The organism is Streptomyces sp. NPDC016562, from assembly GCF_043076955.1.
Classification (GTDB): Bacteria; Actinomycetota; Actinomycetes; order Streptomycetales; family Streptomycetaceae; genus Streptomyces.
In genome coordinates this window covers 126,218-140,351 of the sequence record NZ_JBIBRZ010000003.1, presented here as the reverse complement: position 1 = coordinate 140,351, position 14,134 = coordinate 126,218, and the positions used below count along the sequence as shown (strand labels likewise).

The following is a 14,134-nucleotide window of genomic DNA, read 5'->3' as shown; positions in this document are numbered from 1 at the left end:
GAGTCGGGGTGCGAGCAGGGCGTACGGCTGTCAGCAGTACGGGTTGTCAGCGGTACGAAGCCCTGGTCCGGATGCGGGAGACCGCCAGGAGGACCAGCAGGGTGGCGGCCATCAGGACCACGGCGACGGCGGAGCCGCTGAAGAGCGAACCGCGGTCGGTGGCGGTGAAGACGCGGACCGGCAGGGGCATCCAGTCCGGCGGGTAGAGCATCATCGTGGCGCTCAACTCGCCCATGGACAGGGCGAAGCAGAGCCCGGCCGCCGCGGTGAGCGACGGCAACAGGAGGGGCAGCCTGACCCGCCACAGGACGTACGCCGGGCGGGCGCCCAGGGAGGCCGCCGCCTGCTCGTAGGCGGGGTCGAGCCGTACGATCGCGGCCGAGACCGACTGGTGGGCGAAGGCCGTGACGAGGATCGTGTGCGCCAGGACGACGATCGATCCGGTGCCGTTGAGCAGGACGGGCGGCCGGCTGAAGGCGACGAGCACGGCGAGGCCGACCACCACGGACGGCACGGCGACGGGCAGCATGAACAGCGCGTCCAGCAGCCGCCTCCCGCGCTCCTTGAGCCCGGCGGCGGCCAGCGCGGCCCAGGTGCCGACGGTGAGGGCCAGCAGGCTGGCGGCGAGGGCGGTGACCAGGGAGGTCGTCAGGGCCCGCAGGGATTCGCCGCGTACCGCGGACGCGTAGTGCTCCGTCGTGGGACCGGAGGGGAAGGCTCCGGACCAGTGGGTGGAGAAGGAGGCCGCGACCACGACGAGCAGGGGCAACGCGAAGAGCGGCAGGAAGAGCAGGCCGAAGAGGCCCCAGGCGCCCCAGCGCACGGACTTGCTATGCACCAGCACGCTTGCTCACCACCCGGTAGAGGCCGAACAGGCCGACGGAGATCGCGATGTTGACGACGGCGACCACGCAGGCGGCCGCGTAGTCGGATTCGAGGATGGCCTTGCCGTAGATGAGCATCGGCAGGGTCGTGACGTCCTTGGCCCCGGTGAACAGGACGATGCCGAACTCGTTCAGGCACATCACCAGCACGAGGCTGCCTCCGGCGGCGAGCGCCGGGAGCGCCTCGGGCAGGATCACCCGCCGGATGATCCGCGCGGGCCGGGCGCCGAGCCCGGCGGCGACCTCCAGCTGGGCGGTGTCGAGCTGGGAGAAGGCGGCGAGCAGGGGACGCATCACGAAGGGGGTGAAGTACGTGATCTCCGCGAGGAGGACGCCCCAGGGGGTGGTGAGGAAGTGGAAGGGCCCCTCGGCGGCGCCGGTGAGGTCGGTCCAGGCGCCGTTCGCCATCCCCACGGTGCCGTAGATGAACAGCAGCGCGAGGGTGATGAGGAAGGAGGGGAAGGAGAGGAAGACGTCGATGAACTTGGCGACGGCGCGGGCCCCGGGGAAGGGCACGAAGGCGATGATCAGCGCGAGCGTGAAGCCGAGGACGAGACAGCCGGCGGTGGCGCCGCCGGCCAGCCAGACGGTGGTCCCGAGGGCCTCGCGGAAGGCGGTGGAGGCGAAGACGGAGGCGTAGGCGTCGAAGGCCCCGCCGCCGTTCTCGGGGGTGAGGGACTGCTGGACGACGAGCCCGAGCGGGTAGAGGAACACCAGCCCGAGCACGACCACGGGCGGCAGCGCCCACAGGCTGCGCGGCAGCCTCGGCCCGGCCTGTGCTTGAGGCGCGGGATGGGCATCAGGTCCGGGATCGGGTCGGGGATCAGGTCCGGGGGCGGGACCACGGTCCGACGCGGGGTCCGGGCCGGAGCCCCGGCCCTCCCACGAGCCCCGGGCCTCCCCGGAGGGGGGTCGGCCGGCCGCCGGGACGGCGACCGCTCGCCGCGAGAGCTCAGCCATCCGACACCCCCGCGGCCAGCAGCACCGCGTCGCGCGGTGCGAAGTGCAGCGTGACCCGGTCCCCCAGCGCCGGAGTCTCCCGCAGCTCGGGGAGGTCCGCCGTGACGCGGTGGCCGCCGACGTCGACGCACAGCCGGTGCGTCGAACCGCGCCACTGGACCTCGGAGATCGTGCCGCTCAGCGCGTTCGGGCCGTCCCCGAGGCCGAGCAGGTGCGGCCGTACGCACAGCGTCGCCGCGGAGCCGGGCGCCGCCCGGCCGCGGTCCAGGGTCAGCTCGCGGCCCTCGAAGACGGCGCCGTCCTCGGCCACCGTCACCGGCAGCAGGTTCGCGTTGCCGACGAAGGACGCGGTGAACTCGGTGCGCGGGGCCCGGTACAGCTCCTGCGGGGTACCGCAGTCCTGGAGCCGGGCCTTGTCCATGACGGCGATCCGGTCGGCCAGGGTCAGCGCCTCCACCTGGTCGTGCGTCACGTACAGGATCGATACCTGCGGCAAGTCCCGGTGCAGCCGGGCCAGTTCCGTCAGCATCCCGGAGCGCAGCTGCGCGTCGAGGGCCGACAGGGGCTCGTCCAGCAGCAGCACCCCGGGGCGGATCGCCAGCGCCCGCGCGATGGCCACGCGCTGCTGCTGGCCGCCGGAGAGCTCGCGGGGGTAGCGCCGTGCGTAGGCGGCCATGCCCGTCATCTCCAGCGCCTCGGTGACCCGGCCGGGGATCTCCGCCCTGGGCGCCTTCTGGGCCTTGAGGCCGAAGGCCACGTTGTCCTGGACCCGCATGTGCGGGAAGAGCGCGTACTGCTGGACGACCATGCCGATGCCGCGCTTGTGCGGCGGAAGCGCGGTGACGTCGCGCCCGCCGATCAGTACCCGGCCCGCGAGGGGCCGTACGAAGCCGGCGACCGCGCGCAGCGCCGTGGTCTTGCCCGAGCCGGAGGGGCCGAGCAGGGCCATCACCTCGCCGGGTTCGACGGTGAGGTCGAGGCGGTCCAGGACGGTGGTGCCTCCGTAGGCGACGCTGACCCCGTCGAAGCGGATGCCGCTCACGCCGGACCGTCCAGCAGGCCGGGGAGGTGGGCGACGGAGTCGAGGACGTGCGTCGCGCCGTGTCCGGTGAGGACGGCCCGGTCGTGGGCGCCGGTCAGGACGCCGGCCACGATCCCGGCGCCGGCGCGCCGGCCGCTGAGCATGTCGTACGCGGTGTCGCCCGCGACCACGACGTCGCGCACGTCGGCCACGGCGCCGGTGCGCAGGAACGCGGTCAGCACCATGTCCGGGTACGGCCGGCCGCGGCCGCCCGCGTCGGCGGGGCACAGGGTGAGGTCGGCGAGGTCCTGCCAGCCGAGGGCGTCGAGGATGGCGTCCTGGGTGACCCGGGCGAACCCGGTGGTCAGGACGACGGTGCGGCCGTCGGCGCGGAGCTTCTCGATGGCGGCGCGGGCTCCCGGGAGCGGGGTGACGAGGCCGCCGTCGACCAGTTCCCCGTAGGCCTGCTCGAAGGCGGAGTTGGCGCGCCGGGCGAGCTCCTCCGTACCGAAGAGGTGGCGGAAGACGGAGATCTTGGATTCGCCCATGGTGTCGAGGACGTAGCGGAGCTTGTCGGCGTGGTCGGGGGTGCCCGGCTCGACGCCGAGGTGCAGGGCGGCGCGTTCGAAGGCGCGCTCGACGAGGCCGCCGTCCGCGACGGTGGTGCCGGCCATGTCGAGGACGATGAGCTTCTTGACGTCGTTCGTGTCAGTCATCTGACTTACCAGCCCAGTTCGTTCGCGGTGGTCTCGGCTATGGCGGGCGAGCAGGTCATGCCGCGCCCGCCGGGCCCGGTCACCAGCCAGACGCCGTCGGCCACCTGCTGGCGGTGGACGACGCGGGTGGTGTCGGTGCACTGCGCGTACACGCCCGCCCACCGGCGGCGGACCTTCGGCAGCGGGCGGCCCAGGAAGGCCTCGACGACCCCGGTGAGGTGCTCGTAGGGGTCTTCGAGGGTGTCGAACGCGAAGGGGTGCTCGTACTCGTGGGTGTCGCCGATGGTCAGGCCACCGTCCTGCCGCTGGACCATCAGCAGCTGCATCTTGTGCGCGGCGGCGACCGGCGCCTGCTCCTGCCCGGCGTTGAGGGCGTCGAGGGCTTCGCTCCGGTACGCGGGGTAGTAGCGGAAGCTGTCGGCGTCCGCGACCGAGGTGGTCAGCCGCTCCCCGAGGGGGGCGGTCTGCATCATCTGGAGCCGGACGCGGCGCACGGGCAGGTCGGGAACCAGTTCGCGGACCAGGCCGGACAGCCACGCGCCGGTGGCGAGGACGACCGCGTCGCCGCGGTGGACGTCGCCGTGGTCGTCGCGGACGGCGGCCGCACCGACGACCTCGCGGACCTCGCGGCCGGCGAGGAAGGTGTAGCGGCCGGTGGCACGCAGGGCCTCGCGCAGGTGCGGCTGCGCGGTGCGCGGCTCGACGGCCGCGTCCCGCTCGCACCACAGGGCGGCCTCGAAGGCGCCACGCAGGGCCGGGTTGATCCGGCGGGCCTGCGCGGTCGTGACCAGCTGGTAGCCGCGGGCGGCGGCGTCCTCGCGGGCCACGGCCGCCTCCGCGACGGCGTACTCGCGAGGGTTGCGCAGGGGGGTCAGGGAGCCGATGGCCCGGAAGCCCAGGCCGGGCACCTGCGCGCCGATGCGCTCCCAGAGCGCGCGGGCCCGCAGGGCGGTGTCGAGTTCCTCGCCTCCGGCCCGCCCGCTGACCCAGATCTGGCCGAAATTACGCAGTGACGCGCCGCGGGCCTCCGCTTCTCGCTCGATCTGGACGACCTCGTGGCCGCGTTCTACTGCTTGCCAGGCGTGCATGGTGCCGACCACGCCGCCTCCGACGACTATGACTCTCACGCGCTCCACGGTGGGCGCGGCCCGTGACCCGGGAGGAGCCGCGCGGCAACGCGGCGGTGAACAGCCCTCGACGCTTGGACTAGACCCGTTACCTTACCGTGATGGAGAGACGTCCCTTTCAGCGCGCGAAGTCCCTTTCGCGGAGACTGCGCGGGGCCTATTCGGCGCGCAGGCGGGTCGTGAAGCTGAACCGGTCACCACGGTAGAGCGAACGCACCCGCTCCAGGGGCCGGCCCTCCTGGTCCCGCGAGAAGCGGTGGATCAGCAGCATGGGGAGCGCGGGCGGGGTGCCGATCAGCAGGGCTTCGCGGGGTGTCGCGAGAACCGTTTCCAGCTTCTCGTCGGCTTCGCCGAACGAGATGCCGAGGCGGTCGCGGAGGTACCCGTAGAAGGAGGAGTCCGGCTGGAAATCGTCGTCCAGGCGGGGGGCGAGGGCCACGCGGAGGTAGGTGCTCTCCAGCCCCACGCGCTCGTCGTCGGCCAGCAGGACCCGCTCCAGGTGCCAGACGGGCTCGCCGGGCTCGGCGCCGATGCCGGCGGCGAGGTCGGGCGGGCAGGGGAACCGCTCCAGCCCGATCAGGTTGCGGCCCGGCGTACGGCCCTGGCGGCGCACGCCCTCGGTGTAGCTCGCGAGGGAGAGCGGCTGCTCCAGCTTCGGCCCGGCGACGACGGTCCCGCGCCCGGACCGGCGAAGCCGGCCCTCCAGCAGCAGTTCGCGCAGCGCCTGGCGGACGGTCTCGCGGGACACCTCGTACCGCTCGGCGAGATCCCGCTCGGTGGGCAGCAGGCCGCCCTCGCCGAGCTCGTCGAGGAGGCCGGCGATGCGGGCCTTGACGGCGTAGTACTTGGGGATGCGGCCGTGCTCGGGGATGCCGGAGCGGACGGGTGAGCCGGGGCGGTGGCTCGGGATCTGTTCTTCCACGGAGGGACTCTATGCGGGCGAAATGAACGGCCCGCGACATGACCGGCCGCGGTGGGGGCCCGGCGGAGGGGATGACCGCGGGGGGGGAGGGGGTCCGGATCAGCGGGGGCTGGTCCGCAGGCGCCGGGCCCCCAGCAGCAGCCCGCCACCGGCGGCGACGGCGGCCACGGCGCCGGCTCCGGCTCCGTATCCCCACGCGCGGCGGCCGGTGTGGGCGAGGGAGCCCGCTTCGCCGGAATCCTCCGGGCCCTCGACGGTGAAGCGGTAGCCGCCCGCCTCCCCGACCCAGTCGCCGTCGTCGCTCTTGCGCTGGACGAGGGCGGCGTCGGCGAGGACCTCGCCGGTGGGGGCGTCGGGGGCGAAGGCGAGGGCGACCTTGACGGTCAGGGAGGCGCCGGCGCCGACGGTGAATCCGGCGAAGGCGTCGCCGCCGTCGAAGACGGCGATGATCTCGTCGCGGTCGGTGTGCTCCAGGCTGGCGGGGAAGGTGCCGCCGGGGGCGTCGAACTCCATGCGCAGGTGCGCGGGGCGCAGGGCGCGCGCCTTGTCGGTGAAGACGACGACGGGGTGGATGGCCGTGCACCGGGAACCGGTGGTGTTGGTCAGGTCCAGGTACCAGGTCTGCGCGTCGGCGCCGGTGCGGTACACGGCCGGGCCGCCCCGGATGCGCGCGCCGATGGGGAAGGCGGTGCTCTTCCCGTCGCCGCAGGTGGCCAGCGCGCGGGACGGCAACGCGGGAGCGGGACGTGCGCCGCCGCCCGCGCCGACGTCCGCGAGGGCGGTGGGGGCGGTCGCGACCAGGGCGGCGGCCAGTACGGCGGTGAGGGCAAGGGCTTTGCGCAGTCGCATGGAAGACCTTCGCTGCTCGCCGGACGGGGACGATAGTCGGACCAGGTGACCATCACCCCGGCCCTGCCCGCACCCTGCCACGCCACCCTCCTCCCACACGGAACACCACGCCTCGCCCCGCCCCGCTTTACGCCCGAACAGCGCAGAGGGCCAACGGTCGGCGGCTTCCATCTTTCCAGCCCCGTGCGCCCACCTTCAGCCCCGCTGCACCACCTTCAGCGCCGCTGGCACGCTTTCGGCGCCGCTGGCGCACTCCCCCGGCCCGCTCGCGCTCTGCCCGGCACCATCTCAGCCCTATCTCAGCCTCGCCGGCGTTTGAGGCGCGGGGGCCCGGGGGCAGCGCCCCCGGCAACGGCGCCGCACCCGCACCCTTCAGCCCTGCCGGCACTGTTCCAGCCTGTCGGCACTGTCTCAGCCCCGCCCGGCACTACCTCAGCCCCGCCGGCGTTTGAGGCGCGGGGGCCCGGGGGCAGCGCCCCAGGCAACGGCGCCTCACCCGACACCGCACGGCGCAGCACCCGGCACGGGACCGGCCCGCTAGCCCGCTCGCCCGAACAACGACGCCAGCGCCAACTCCGCCGCCCCCTCCGCCACCCCGACCTCCGCCAGCTCAACCACCGGCCCGACCGGCGGAGCCACCCGCGGAGCCACCCGCGGAGCCACCCCCGGAGCCAAGCGCCCGCCCAACACCCCCCGAACCCCCGCCACGAACACATCCGGCGCCGCCGCCACCACCCGCCCGCCCAGCCACACCCGGTCCACATCCAGCAGCGCGACCAGGTTCGCGACGCCCTCACCCAGGATCCGCGCCGCCTCGTGCAGATCCCCCCGCGCCACCGCCCCCAGGCACAGCACCTCCGCGCAGCCCCGCCCCCCGCACCGGCACGCCGGGCCGTCCAGTCGCAGCACCTGGTGGCCGAACTCCCCCGCCGCCGACCGCGCCCCCCGGTACACCCCACCGCCCAGCCACAGCCCCGCCCCGAGCCCCGTACCCACGTGCACGTACACCGCCGCACCGGACCCACTCCCAAAACCGGCCCCGAACCCACCGGCCCCGAACCCCGCCGCGGCGGCAGCCGCCCCCGCATTCGTGTCCTTGTCCAGCACCACCGGCACCCCCACCCGCCCCTCCAGCACCTCCCGCAGCGCGAACCCCTCCCACTCCGGGAACCCCGTCACCCGCCCCATCACCCCGGCCCAGTGATCGAGCGGCCCCGGCGCAGCCACCCCCACCCCCACCAACGCCACCGGCCCGGCGCCGGCACCCGCCCCCCGCGCGACCTCCCGTACGGCCGCCTCCACCACCTGCACCGCCACCTCCGGCCCGGCCCCGAAGTCCAGCGGACCGCCGACCTCGGCGACGACCCGGCCCGTGAGGTCGACCCGTACCGCGCGCAGTTCGTCGCGGTCCAGGTGCACCCCGACCGCGTACCGCGCCTCCGGCACCAGCCGCAGCAGGGTGCGCGGCTTGCCGCCGGTGGACGCCGCGCGGCCGGCCTCCGCGACCAGCCCCTCCGCACCGAGCCGTGCGGTGATCTTGCTGACGGCCTGCGGGGTGAGCCCCGTACGGGCCGCGAGCTCGCTGCGGCCCAGACCCGCCGGGCCGGCGCCGCGCAGAAGATCCAGCAGCAACGCCTCGTTGTGCCCGCGCAGCGCCGGCAGGTTCGCCCCGCCCATCCTGTCCCCGCTACCCCTGTTCACCTGCCCATTGTCCATGCTCCTTGCACTTCGGCAACACTGTTGCCAAAGTAGAAGGCATGAGCACCCCCGCCCCCTCCACGCCCTCCACCACCGGCACCCCCCTGCGCGTCGGCGTCATCGGCTACGGACTCGCCGGCTCCGTCTTCCACGCCCCCCTCGTGGCCGCCACCCCCGGCCTCGTCCTCGACACGGTCGTCACCTCCGACCCGGCCCGGCAGGCCCAGGCCCGCGCGGAGTTCCCCGACATCCGCATCGCCGCCACCCCCGCCGAGCTGTGGGACCGGGGCCGGGAGCTCGACCTCGTCGTGATCGCCTCCCCCAACCGGACGCACGTCCCGCTCGCCACCGCCGCCCTCGAAGCCGGCATCCCGGTGGTCGTCGACAAGCCGCTCGCCGCGACCGCCGCCGAGGCCCGCGCGCTCGCCGACCTCGCGGACCGTCGCGGAACCTTCCTCTCCGTCTTCCAGAACCGCCGCTGGGACAACGACTTCCTCACGCTGCGCCGCCTCCTCGCCGACGGCGAACTCGGCGAGGTCCAGCGCTTCGAGTCCCGCTTCGAGCGCTGGCGCCCCCAGCTCAAGGGCGGCTGGCGCGAGTCCGGCGCCCCGGAGGAGATCGGCGGCCTGCTCTACGACCTCGGCAGCCACGTGGTGGACCAGGCGCTCGTCCTGTTCGGTCCGGCCGTACGGGTCTACGCCGAGGCCGACGTGCGGCGCCAGGGCGCCCAGACCGACGACGACACCTTCATCGCGCTCACCCACGCGAACGGGATCCGCTCGCACCTGTACGTCAGCGCGACCACCGCCCAGCTCGGCCCGCGCTTCCGCGTCCTGGGCTCCCGGGCCGGCTACGTCAAGTACGGCCTCGACCCCCAGGAGGGCGCCCTGCGCGAAGGGCTTCGGCCGACGGCGGACGCGCCGTGGGGCGAGGAGCCCGAGCACCTGTGGGGGCGGCTGGGCTCCGGCGAATCCCCGCTGACCGGCGGCGGAACCCCGGTCCCGACCGCGCCGGGCGACTACCCGGCGTACTACGCGGCGGTGGCCGCCGCCCTGCGCGAGGGCGGACCCGCGCCGGTCACGGCGTACGAGGCCGCGCACTGCCTGGACGTCCTGGAGGCGGCCCGCACGTCCTCGCGCGACGGCGTGGTGGTGGAGCTCCCCGCCGCGAAGCCCTAGGCGACAGGACGTCCGACGCTCCAGGCGAACCGACCCGCGGGGGTCGTCGACTCAGGAAAGGGGGCGGGCCGCCCACCGGCAGCCCGCCCCCTCCCTCCAGCCATCGACTCGTCTACGCGCCCTTGAACTCTTGGCGCTGACGGCCGAGCCCCTCGATCTCCAGCTCCACGACGTCACCGGCCCGCAGGTACGGCTTCGGGTCCGGCTGGCCCATGGCCACGCCGCCCGGTGTCCCCGTCACGATGACGTCGCCCGGGTACAGGGTCATGAACTGGCTCAGGTACCGGACGACCTCGCCGACCGGGAAGATCTGGTCCGAGGTGTTGCCGTCCTGCTTGAGCTCGCCGTTCACCCACAGCTTCACGTCCAGGACCTGCGGGTCCGGGACCTCGTCGGCGGTGACGAGCCAGGGGCCGAGCGGAGTGAAGGTCTCGCAGTTCTTGCCCTTGTCCCAGGTGCCGCCGCGCTCGATCTGGAACTCGCGCTCCGAGACGTCGTTGACCAGCACATAACCGCCGACGTGCGCGAGGCCCTCCTCGGCGGAGGCCAGGTAGCGGGCGGTGGCGCCGATGACGACGCCGAGCTCGGCCTCCCAGTCGGTCTTCACGCTGCCGCGCGGGATCAGCACCGTGTCGTCCGGGCCGCCCACGGTGTCCGCGGCCTTCAGGAACATGATCGGCTCGGCCGGCGGCTCCGCGCCGATCTCCGCCGCGTGGCCGAAGTAGTTCAGCCCGATGCCCACGACCTTGCCGATGCGGCCGACGGGCGCACCGATCCGCAGCCCCTCGGCGTCCAGCACGGGGAGCTCGCCGGATCGTGCCGCTTCCCGCACCCGGGAGAGTACGGAGTCCTCGGCGAGCAGCGCGCCGTCCACATCCGTGATCAGGCCGGACAGGTCACGCAGGGTGCCGTCCTGGTCGAGCAGCGCGGGGCGCTCCGACCCTACGGGTCCGACACGCAGCAGCTTCATGGGCTTTCTCCCGTGGTCGTGGGTGGTCGGCCCATGGGCGTGCCCATGGGCCGGCCGATGGGTTGCGGCCATCGGAGGATTGGCTGATCCTCCAAGAAACCGGTCCCATCCGCAAGACCCTGTTCACAGGGTGGAACGCTGCCCTCCGCGCTGCTGGAGCCAGGCCCGCTCCCCGACGGACCACGCGGTGGTGGTCAGCAGGTACAGCCCCGCGGCCAGCGGCACCACGGCGGCGGTGATCAGCGTCCCGAACGACAGCAGGGGCAGTACGCCGCCCAGCTTGCGCATGACCTCCTGCTGCTCGGCGCTCATCGCGGCCGCCGCCCCGGCGGTCGCGGGCACGGCCGACGGCGCGGCCGCCGAGCTCGCAGCGGCCCGGCGCCCCCGCACCGCGCTCCAGGCGGCCACCACCGCGATCGCGGCGAACAGCCCGAGGAACACCAGCCCCTGCGCGCCGAACGGGCCGCCTTCCCCCAGCGCGTCGAACCACCGGGCCCCCAGCGGAGCGCCGAACAGCCGGTGTCCGAGCAGCTCCTGCGCCGAGGAGAAGGCCTGGTACATCAGGAAGAACACCGGCAGCTGCAACAGCACCGGCAGGCACCCGGCCACCGGGGTCGCGCCCCGGAAGGCGGCCCGGCTGAGCGGGTGCAGCGCGAGCCGTACGAGGACGGTGAACAGCACGATCGCGGCAGCGGTCGCGGACTCGGCCAGCACCGGCTCCAGAAGCCGGCCCAGCTCCACGACAAGACGGGTGAAAAAGACAGACACGCGGGCCCTCCGAAGGGTCTCGTCGAACGTCGAAAAGGTGCACAGACGTGCATTTCGGCGTGACGACCCACGAGGGGGCGACAACAGTGATCAGCGATGAGCGAACCGGCAGACCATCGAGCCAGCAGATCAGCAGATCAGCAGATCGGCAGATCAGCGGGCGAGAACTGCGCGCCCCTACGCGGCCGTCAGGACCGGACGGCCGGGCGCCCTGGGCCGCGAACGGCCGGAGGCGTCGGGATCGCGCTGCGGCAGGAACGCCGTGCGCTGCTCGCGATCGCGGATCGCGGTGCGTATGCGATGGGGTGGCACGGGCCGTACGAGGCACACGGCCAGGGCGGCGGCGCCCATGGCGACGGTGGCCGCGGTCGCGGCGAGGGCCACCACGACGGCGCCCAGCCCGCCCTCCCCGAGGAGCAGCCCGAGGACTCCCCCGAGCAGCAGGAGCGAGAGCAGTACGGCAAGGGACAGCGAGCGCCCACCACGTCGTTGCCGAGCCATGCGGACCCCCCTCTCCATCCCCACCGTTCGTTCCTTCGATCGATACTAACGGGGCCCACCGACAACGGGGATGGGGATCGGGATCGGGGTCAAGACCTCAGGGTCCCCCACACCACCAACCGGTACTTGGAGCTGTACTCGGGCGTGCACGTCGTGAGCGTGATGTACGCACCGGGCTCGCGGTACCCGTAGTCCGGCTTCACCAGGCTCCGCGGCACGGGCGCGATCACCCCGGTGTCCCGCTCGGTCGTCTCGTTCAGGACCTTGCTCACCACATACACGTGGCGCCGCCCCCGCACGTCCACGATCAGCTCGTCGCCCGCCCGCAGCCGGTTGATGTACCGGAACGGCTCGCCGTGGGTGTTGCGGTGCCCGGCCAGCGCGAAGTTCCCCTCCGCCCCCGGCGCGGCGGTCCCCGGGTACTGGCCGACGTACCCCCTGTCGAGCACGGTCCGCTTGTCGGTCCCCTGCGCGACGGGCACGACGAGCCCGAGGCGCGGGATGCGCAGGACGGCGTACGCCCGGTCCCGGCCCGGCGGCTCGGCGGCGGGCCGGGCGGACCGGGAAGGCGCGGCCCCGCCACCCGCTCCGGAACCGGCCCCGTCCCCGTCCCCGGCCCCCACCCCGGCCGGATCCGTAGCCGGAGCAGCACCGGAGACGACGGGCCCGGGTTCCGGAACCCCCGCGGGCTCGGCCGCCCCCCACTCCCTCTCCAGGGCGTGGACCTGGTCCTGCGCCGACGCCGCGGCCTGCCGGTTCGTCCACCACCCCTGGTGCACCACCAGCAACAGGACCACCACGCCCACGGTGACGGTCAGCTCTGCGGCAGCCCACAGCACCCCCGCGAAACCGGCCCGGCGCGCCCGCCGGCCGCTCCCCTGCACCACCACGGGTACGCGATCTCGCACGGGCGGCACCTTAAGTCCTCCCCCGCCAACTGACCAGCGGCAGTACGGTGTGAACCATGCGCCCTGACACGCCTGCTGAGCACATCGCCGAAGCCGAGCGCCTCATCCGCACGGCGACCCGTTACCCCGAGGACCAGGAACCGCTGCTGCTCCAGGCAGCGGCCCACCTCGAACTCGCCGACGCCCGGGACCGCGCCAGCGCGCTGTACGACCAACTCCTCTCCTCCTCGCCCGCCGACCCCCACCTGATCAAGGCCCTGCAGGCGGCGAACCTGTGGGAGTACGGCCACGAGCCCGAGGCCCGCGCCCTGATCTCCGGCATCCGCGCCGCGTCCCCGAAGGACCCGGCGCCCTGGGAGGTCATCGCGGAAGCCCTCGAAGCACACGACGAGTTGGAAGCGGCGCACGACTGCTTCACGGAAGCGGCGACCCTCCTCATCGCGGAGGACGCCCCGCTGACCCGGTCCACCACCGCCCTCCTGACGGGCCGCCACCGGGTACGCCGCCTGCTCGGCCTGCCCCACGACGAATGGGACATGGTCGCCGACACCCGCCACGTCGGCCCGATCCCCCTCGACGAGCTCCACGACCCGAAGCGCATCTGGGCCCTGGGCTCCGACGACCCGGCCGAACTGCGCGCCGAGATCGCCCGCCTGCGCGCCGAACTGGGCGACCGCCGCGCCGCCCTCTCCCGCCCCTTCCCGGTGGCGATCCTGCACTGGCCGGCGCGCGAACTCTCGGAGCTCCTCACGTCGTACCCGACCCTGGCCGCGGAATACCCCTCGCACGAGGCCCACCTGCGCGAGATCGAGACCTCCCTCCGCGCCCTGGCCGCCTCGGGCACCACGAACCTGGGCATCGTCACGGCGAGCGTCCCGTCGTACGAGGCCTTCGCCGCCTCCGAGAAGACCTCCCCGGCCTCCCCCAGCCTCCTGGCCGAATACGCCACGACCCTCGCCGCCCGCGGCAAGGCCACCCCCTGGCCCCCCACCCCCACGTCCTCCTGCTGGTGCCAGTCGGGCAAGCCGTACGCGGAGTGCCACGGGAGTTGAGCGAGGGCTAGGAAGGCCGGTCCGCCGCGGCGTACGCGGTCAGGGCCATCGTGGCCGCCGCCGTGAAGACCGCAGGCCAGGGGCCGATCTTCTTGGCCAGGGGGTGGGAGCCCGCGAAGGCGGCGAGGTAGGCCGTGGTGAGGGCGGCCGTGGTGGTCGGGGAGGTGCGGCGGTGCCATTCGCGGGCCGCCACGGTGCCGGCGGCCGCGAGGACCACGCCGCCCAGGGGGCGCAGGCCGGTCCAGCGGGCGGCCGCGTAGCCGCCGACCAGGCCGCCCGCGGTCACCAGCGAGGTGGGGATCTGCGCCATCGCCATCGTCGACTCCTTCAGCCGTTCGCGTTTTCCCCGAGGCTAACGCGAGCGGCGGGTGAGGCGGCGGGCGCCCGTCAGGCCCAGGGTGATGACGATCCCGCCGAGCACGCCGTCCGGGACGGCCTCCTGGACGGCCGGCGGGAGCGCGGCCATGATCCCGAGGACGATGAAGAACGCCACCGCGCAGCCGCCGAGGGCGGTGAACGCTCTGCTCAGGAGGTGGGTGGGCACGCGGGGCTCCGGTGGTCGTACGGGGATGCGGTGGCG

16 protein-coding genes are annotated in these 14,134 nt (G+C 74.0%); 2 read left to right on the top strand and 14 right to left on the bottom strand.

The window, feature by feature from the left end; all coding sequences use genetic code 11:
* Window positions 1–46: 46 nt before the first annotated feature.
* From ACF059_RS15775 to ACF059_RS15740, 8 genes are all read right to left on the bottom strand, one after another.
* The gene (locus ACF059_RS15775) at window positions 47–844 is read right to left on the bottom strand and encodes an ABC transporter permease (RefSeq protein WP_392056977.1); all 798 of its coding nucleotides are present in this window, start codon (window positions 842–844) and stop codon (window positions 47–49) included.
* The gene (locus tag ACF059_RS15770; protein ID WP_392058110.1) at window positions 831–1,646 is read right to left on the bottom strand and encodes a 2-aminoethylphosphonate ABC transporter permease subunit; all 816 of its coding nucleotides are present in this window, start codon (window positions 1,644–1,646) and stop codon (window positions 831–833) included. The genes ACF059_RS15775 and ACF059_RS15770 overlap by 14 nt, the downstream gene beginning before the upstream one ends.
* A 190-nt stretch (window positions 1,647–1,836) precedes the next feature.
* On the bottom strand, window positions 1,837–2,886 hold the full coding sequence (locus tag ACF059_RS15765) for an ABC transporter ATP-binding protein (protein WP_392056973.1): 1,050 nt from the start codon (window positions 2,884–2,886) through the stop codon (window positions 1,837–1,839).
* Window positions 2,883–3,581 carry a phosphonatase-like hydrolase gene (locus ACF059_RS15760; RefSeq protein WP_392056969.1) on the bottom strand — a complete coding sequence of 233 codons (699 nt, stop codon included), beginning with the start codon at window positions 3,579–3,581 and terminating at the stop codon, window positions 2,883–2,885. The genes ACF059_RS15765 and ACF059_RS15760 overlap by 4 nt, the downstream gene beginning before the upstream one ends.
* 5 nt (window positions 3,582–3,586) lie before the next feature.
* Entirely contained in the window at window positions 3,587–4,708 is a 1,122-nt protein-coding gene (locus ACF059_RS15755) for a TIGR03364 family FAD-dependent oxidoreductase (protein WP_392056966.1), read from the bottom strand.
* Between the two features lie 157 nt (window positions 4,709–4,865).
* Entirely contained in the window at window positions 4,866–5,630 is a 765-nt protein-coding gene (locus tag ACF059_RS15750) for a GntR family transcriptional regulator (protein WP_392056963.1), read from the bottom strand.
* 99 nt (window positions 5,631–5,729) lie between these two features.
* The gene (locus ACF059_RS15745; RefSeq protein ID WP_392056960.1) at window positions 5,730–6,479 is read right to left on the bottom strand and encodes a hypothetical protein; all 750 of its coding nucleotides are present in this window, start codon (window positions 6,477–6,479) and stop codon (window positions 5,730–5,732) included.
* Window positions 6,480–7,016: 537 nt separating this feature from the next.
* Entirely contained in the window at window positions 7,017–8,195 is a 1,179-nt protein-coding gene (locus tag ACF059_RS15740) for an ROK family protein (protein WP_392056957.1), read from the bottom strand.
* 41 nt (window positions 8,196–8,236) lie between these two features.
* Between ACF059_RS15740 and ACF059_RS15735 the strand changes: the two genes are divergently transcribed.
* On the top strand, window positions 8,237–9,355 hold the full coding sequence (locus tag ACF059_RS15735; protein WP_392056954.1) for a Gfo/Idh/MocA family oxidoreductase: 1,119 nt from the start codon (window positions 8,237–8,239) through the stop codon (window positions 9,353–9,355).
* Between the two features lie 112 nt (window positions 9,356–9,467).
* On the opposite strand, the gene ACF059_RS15730 is transcribed toward ACF059_RS15735, so the two are convergent.
* From ACF059_RS15730 to ACF059_RS15715, 4 genes are all read right to left on the bottom strand, one after another.
* Complete coding sequence (locus tag ACF059_RS15730; protein ID WP_392056951.1) at window positions 9,468–10,325, bottom strand: fumarylacetoacetate hydrolase family protein; 858 nt, start codon at window positions 10,323–10,325, stop codon at window positions 9,468–9,470.
* A gap of 123 nt (window positions 10,326–10,448) precedes the next feature.
* Window positions 10,449–11,093, bottom strand: a complete 645-nt coding sequence (locus ACF059_RS15725; RefSeq protein ID WP_392056947.1) for a YidC/Oxa1 family membrane protein insertase — start codon at window positions 11,091–11,093, stop codon at window positions 10,449–10,451.
* Window positions 11,094–11,270: 177 nt separating this feature from the next.
* Window positions 11,271–11,594, bottom strand: a complete 324-nt coding sequence (locus tag ACF059_RS15720) for a DUF6412 domain-containing protein (RefSeq protein ID WP_392056944.1) — start codon at window positions 11,592–11,594, stop codon at window positions 11,271–11,273.
* An 89-nt stretch (window positions 11,595–11,683) separates the two neighbouring features.
* Window positions 11,684–12,502: a class E sortase gene (locus ACF059_RS15715; protein ID WP_392056941.1), complete on the bottom strand. Its 819-nt coding sequence runs from the start codon at window positions 12,500–12,502 to the stop codon at window positions 11,684–11,686.
* Window positions 12,503–12,558: 56 nt separating this feature from the next.
* Between ACF059_RS15715 and ACF059_RS15710 the strand changes: the two genes are divergently transcribed.
* The gene (locus ACF059_RS15710) at window positions 12,559–13,554 is read left to right on the top strand and encodes an SEC-C domain-containing protein (RefSeq protein WP_366867446.1); all 996 of its coding nucleotides are present in this window, start codon (window positions 12,559–12,561) and stop codon (window positions 13,552–13,554) included.
* Between the two features lie 7 nt (window positions 13,555–13,561).
* On the opposite strand, the gene ACF059_RS15705 is transcribed toward ACF059_RS15710, so the two are convergent.
* A complete protein-coding gene (locus tag ACF059_RS15705) occupies window positions 13,562–13,864 on the bottom strand; it encodes a hypothetical protein (protein ID WP_392058107.1) in 303 nt (100 codons plus the stop codon).
* A 42-nt stretch (window positions 13,865–13,906) separates the two neighbouring features.
* The gene (locus ACF059_RS15700; protein WP_361945691.1) at window positions 13,907–14,098 is read right to left on the bottom strand and encodes a hypothetical protein; all 192 of its coding nucleotides are present in this window, start codon (window positions 14,096–14,098) and stop codon (window positions 13,907–13,909) included.
* Window positions 14,099–14,134: the final 36 nt, after the last annotated feature.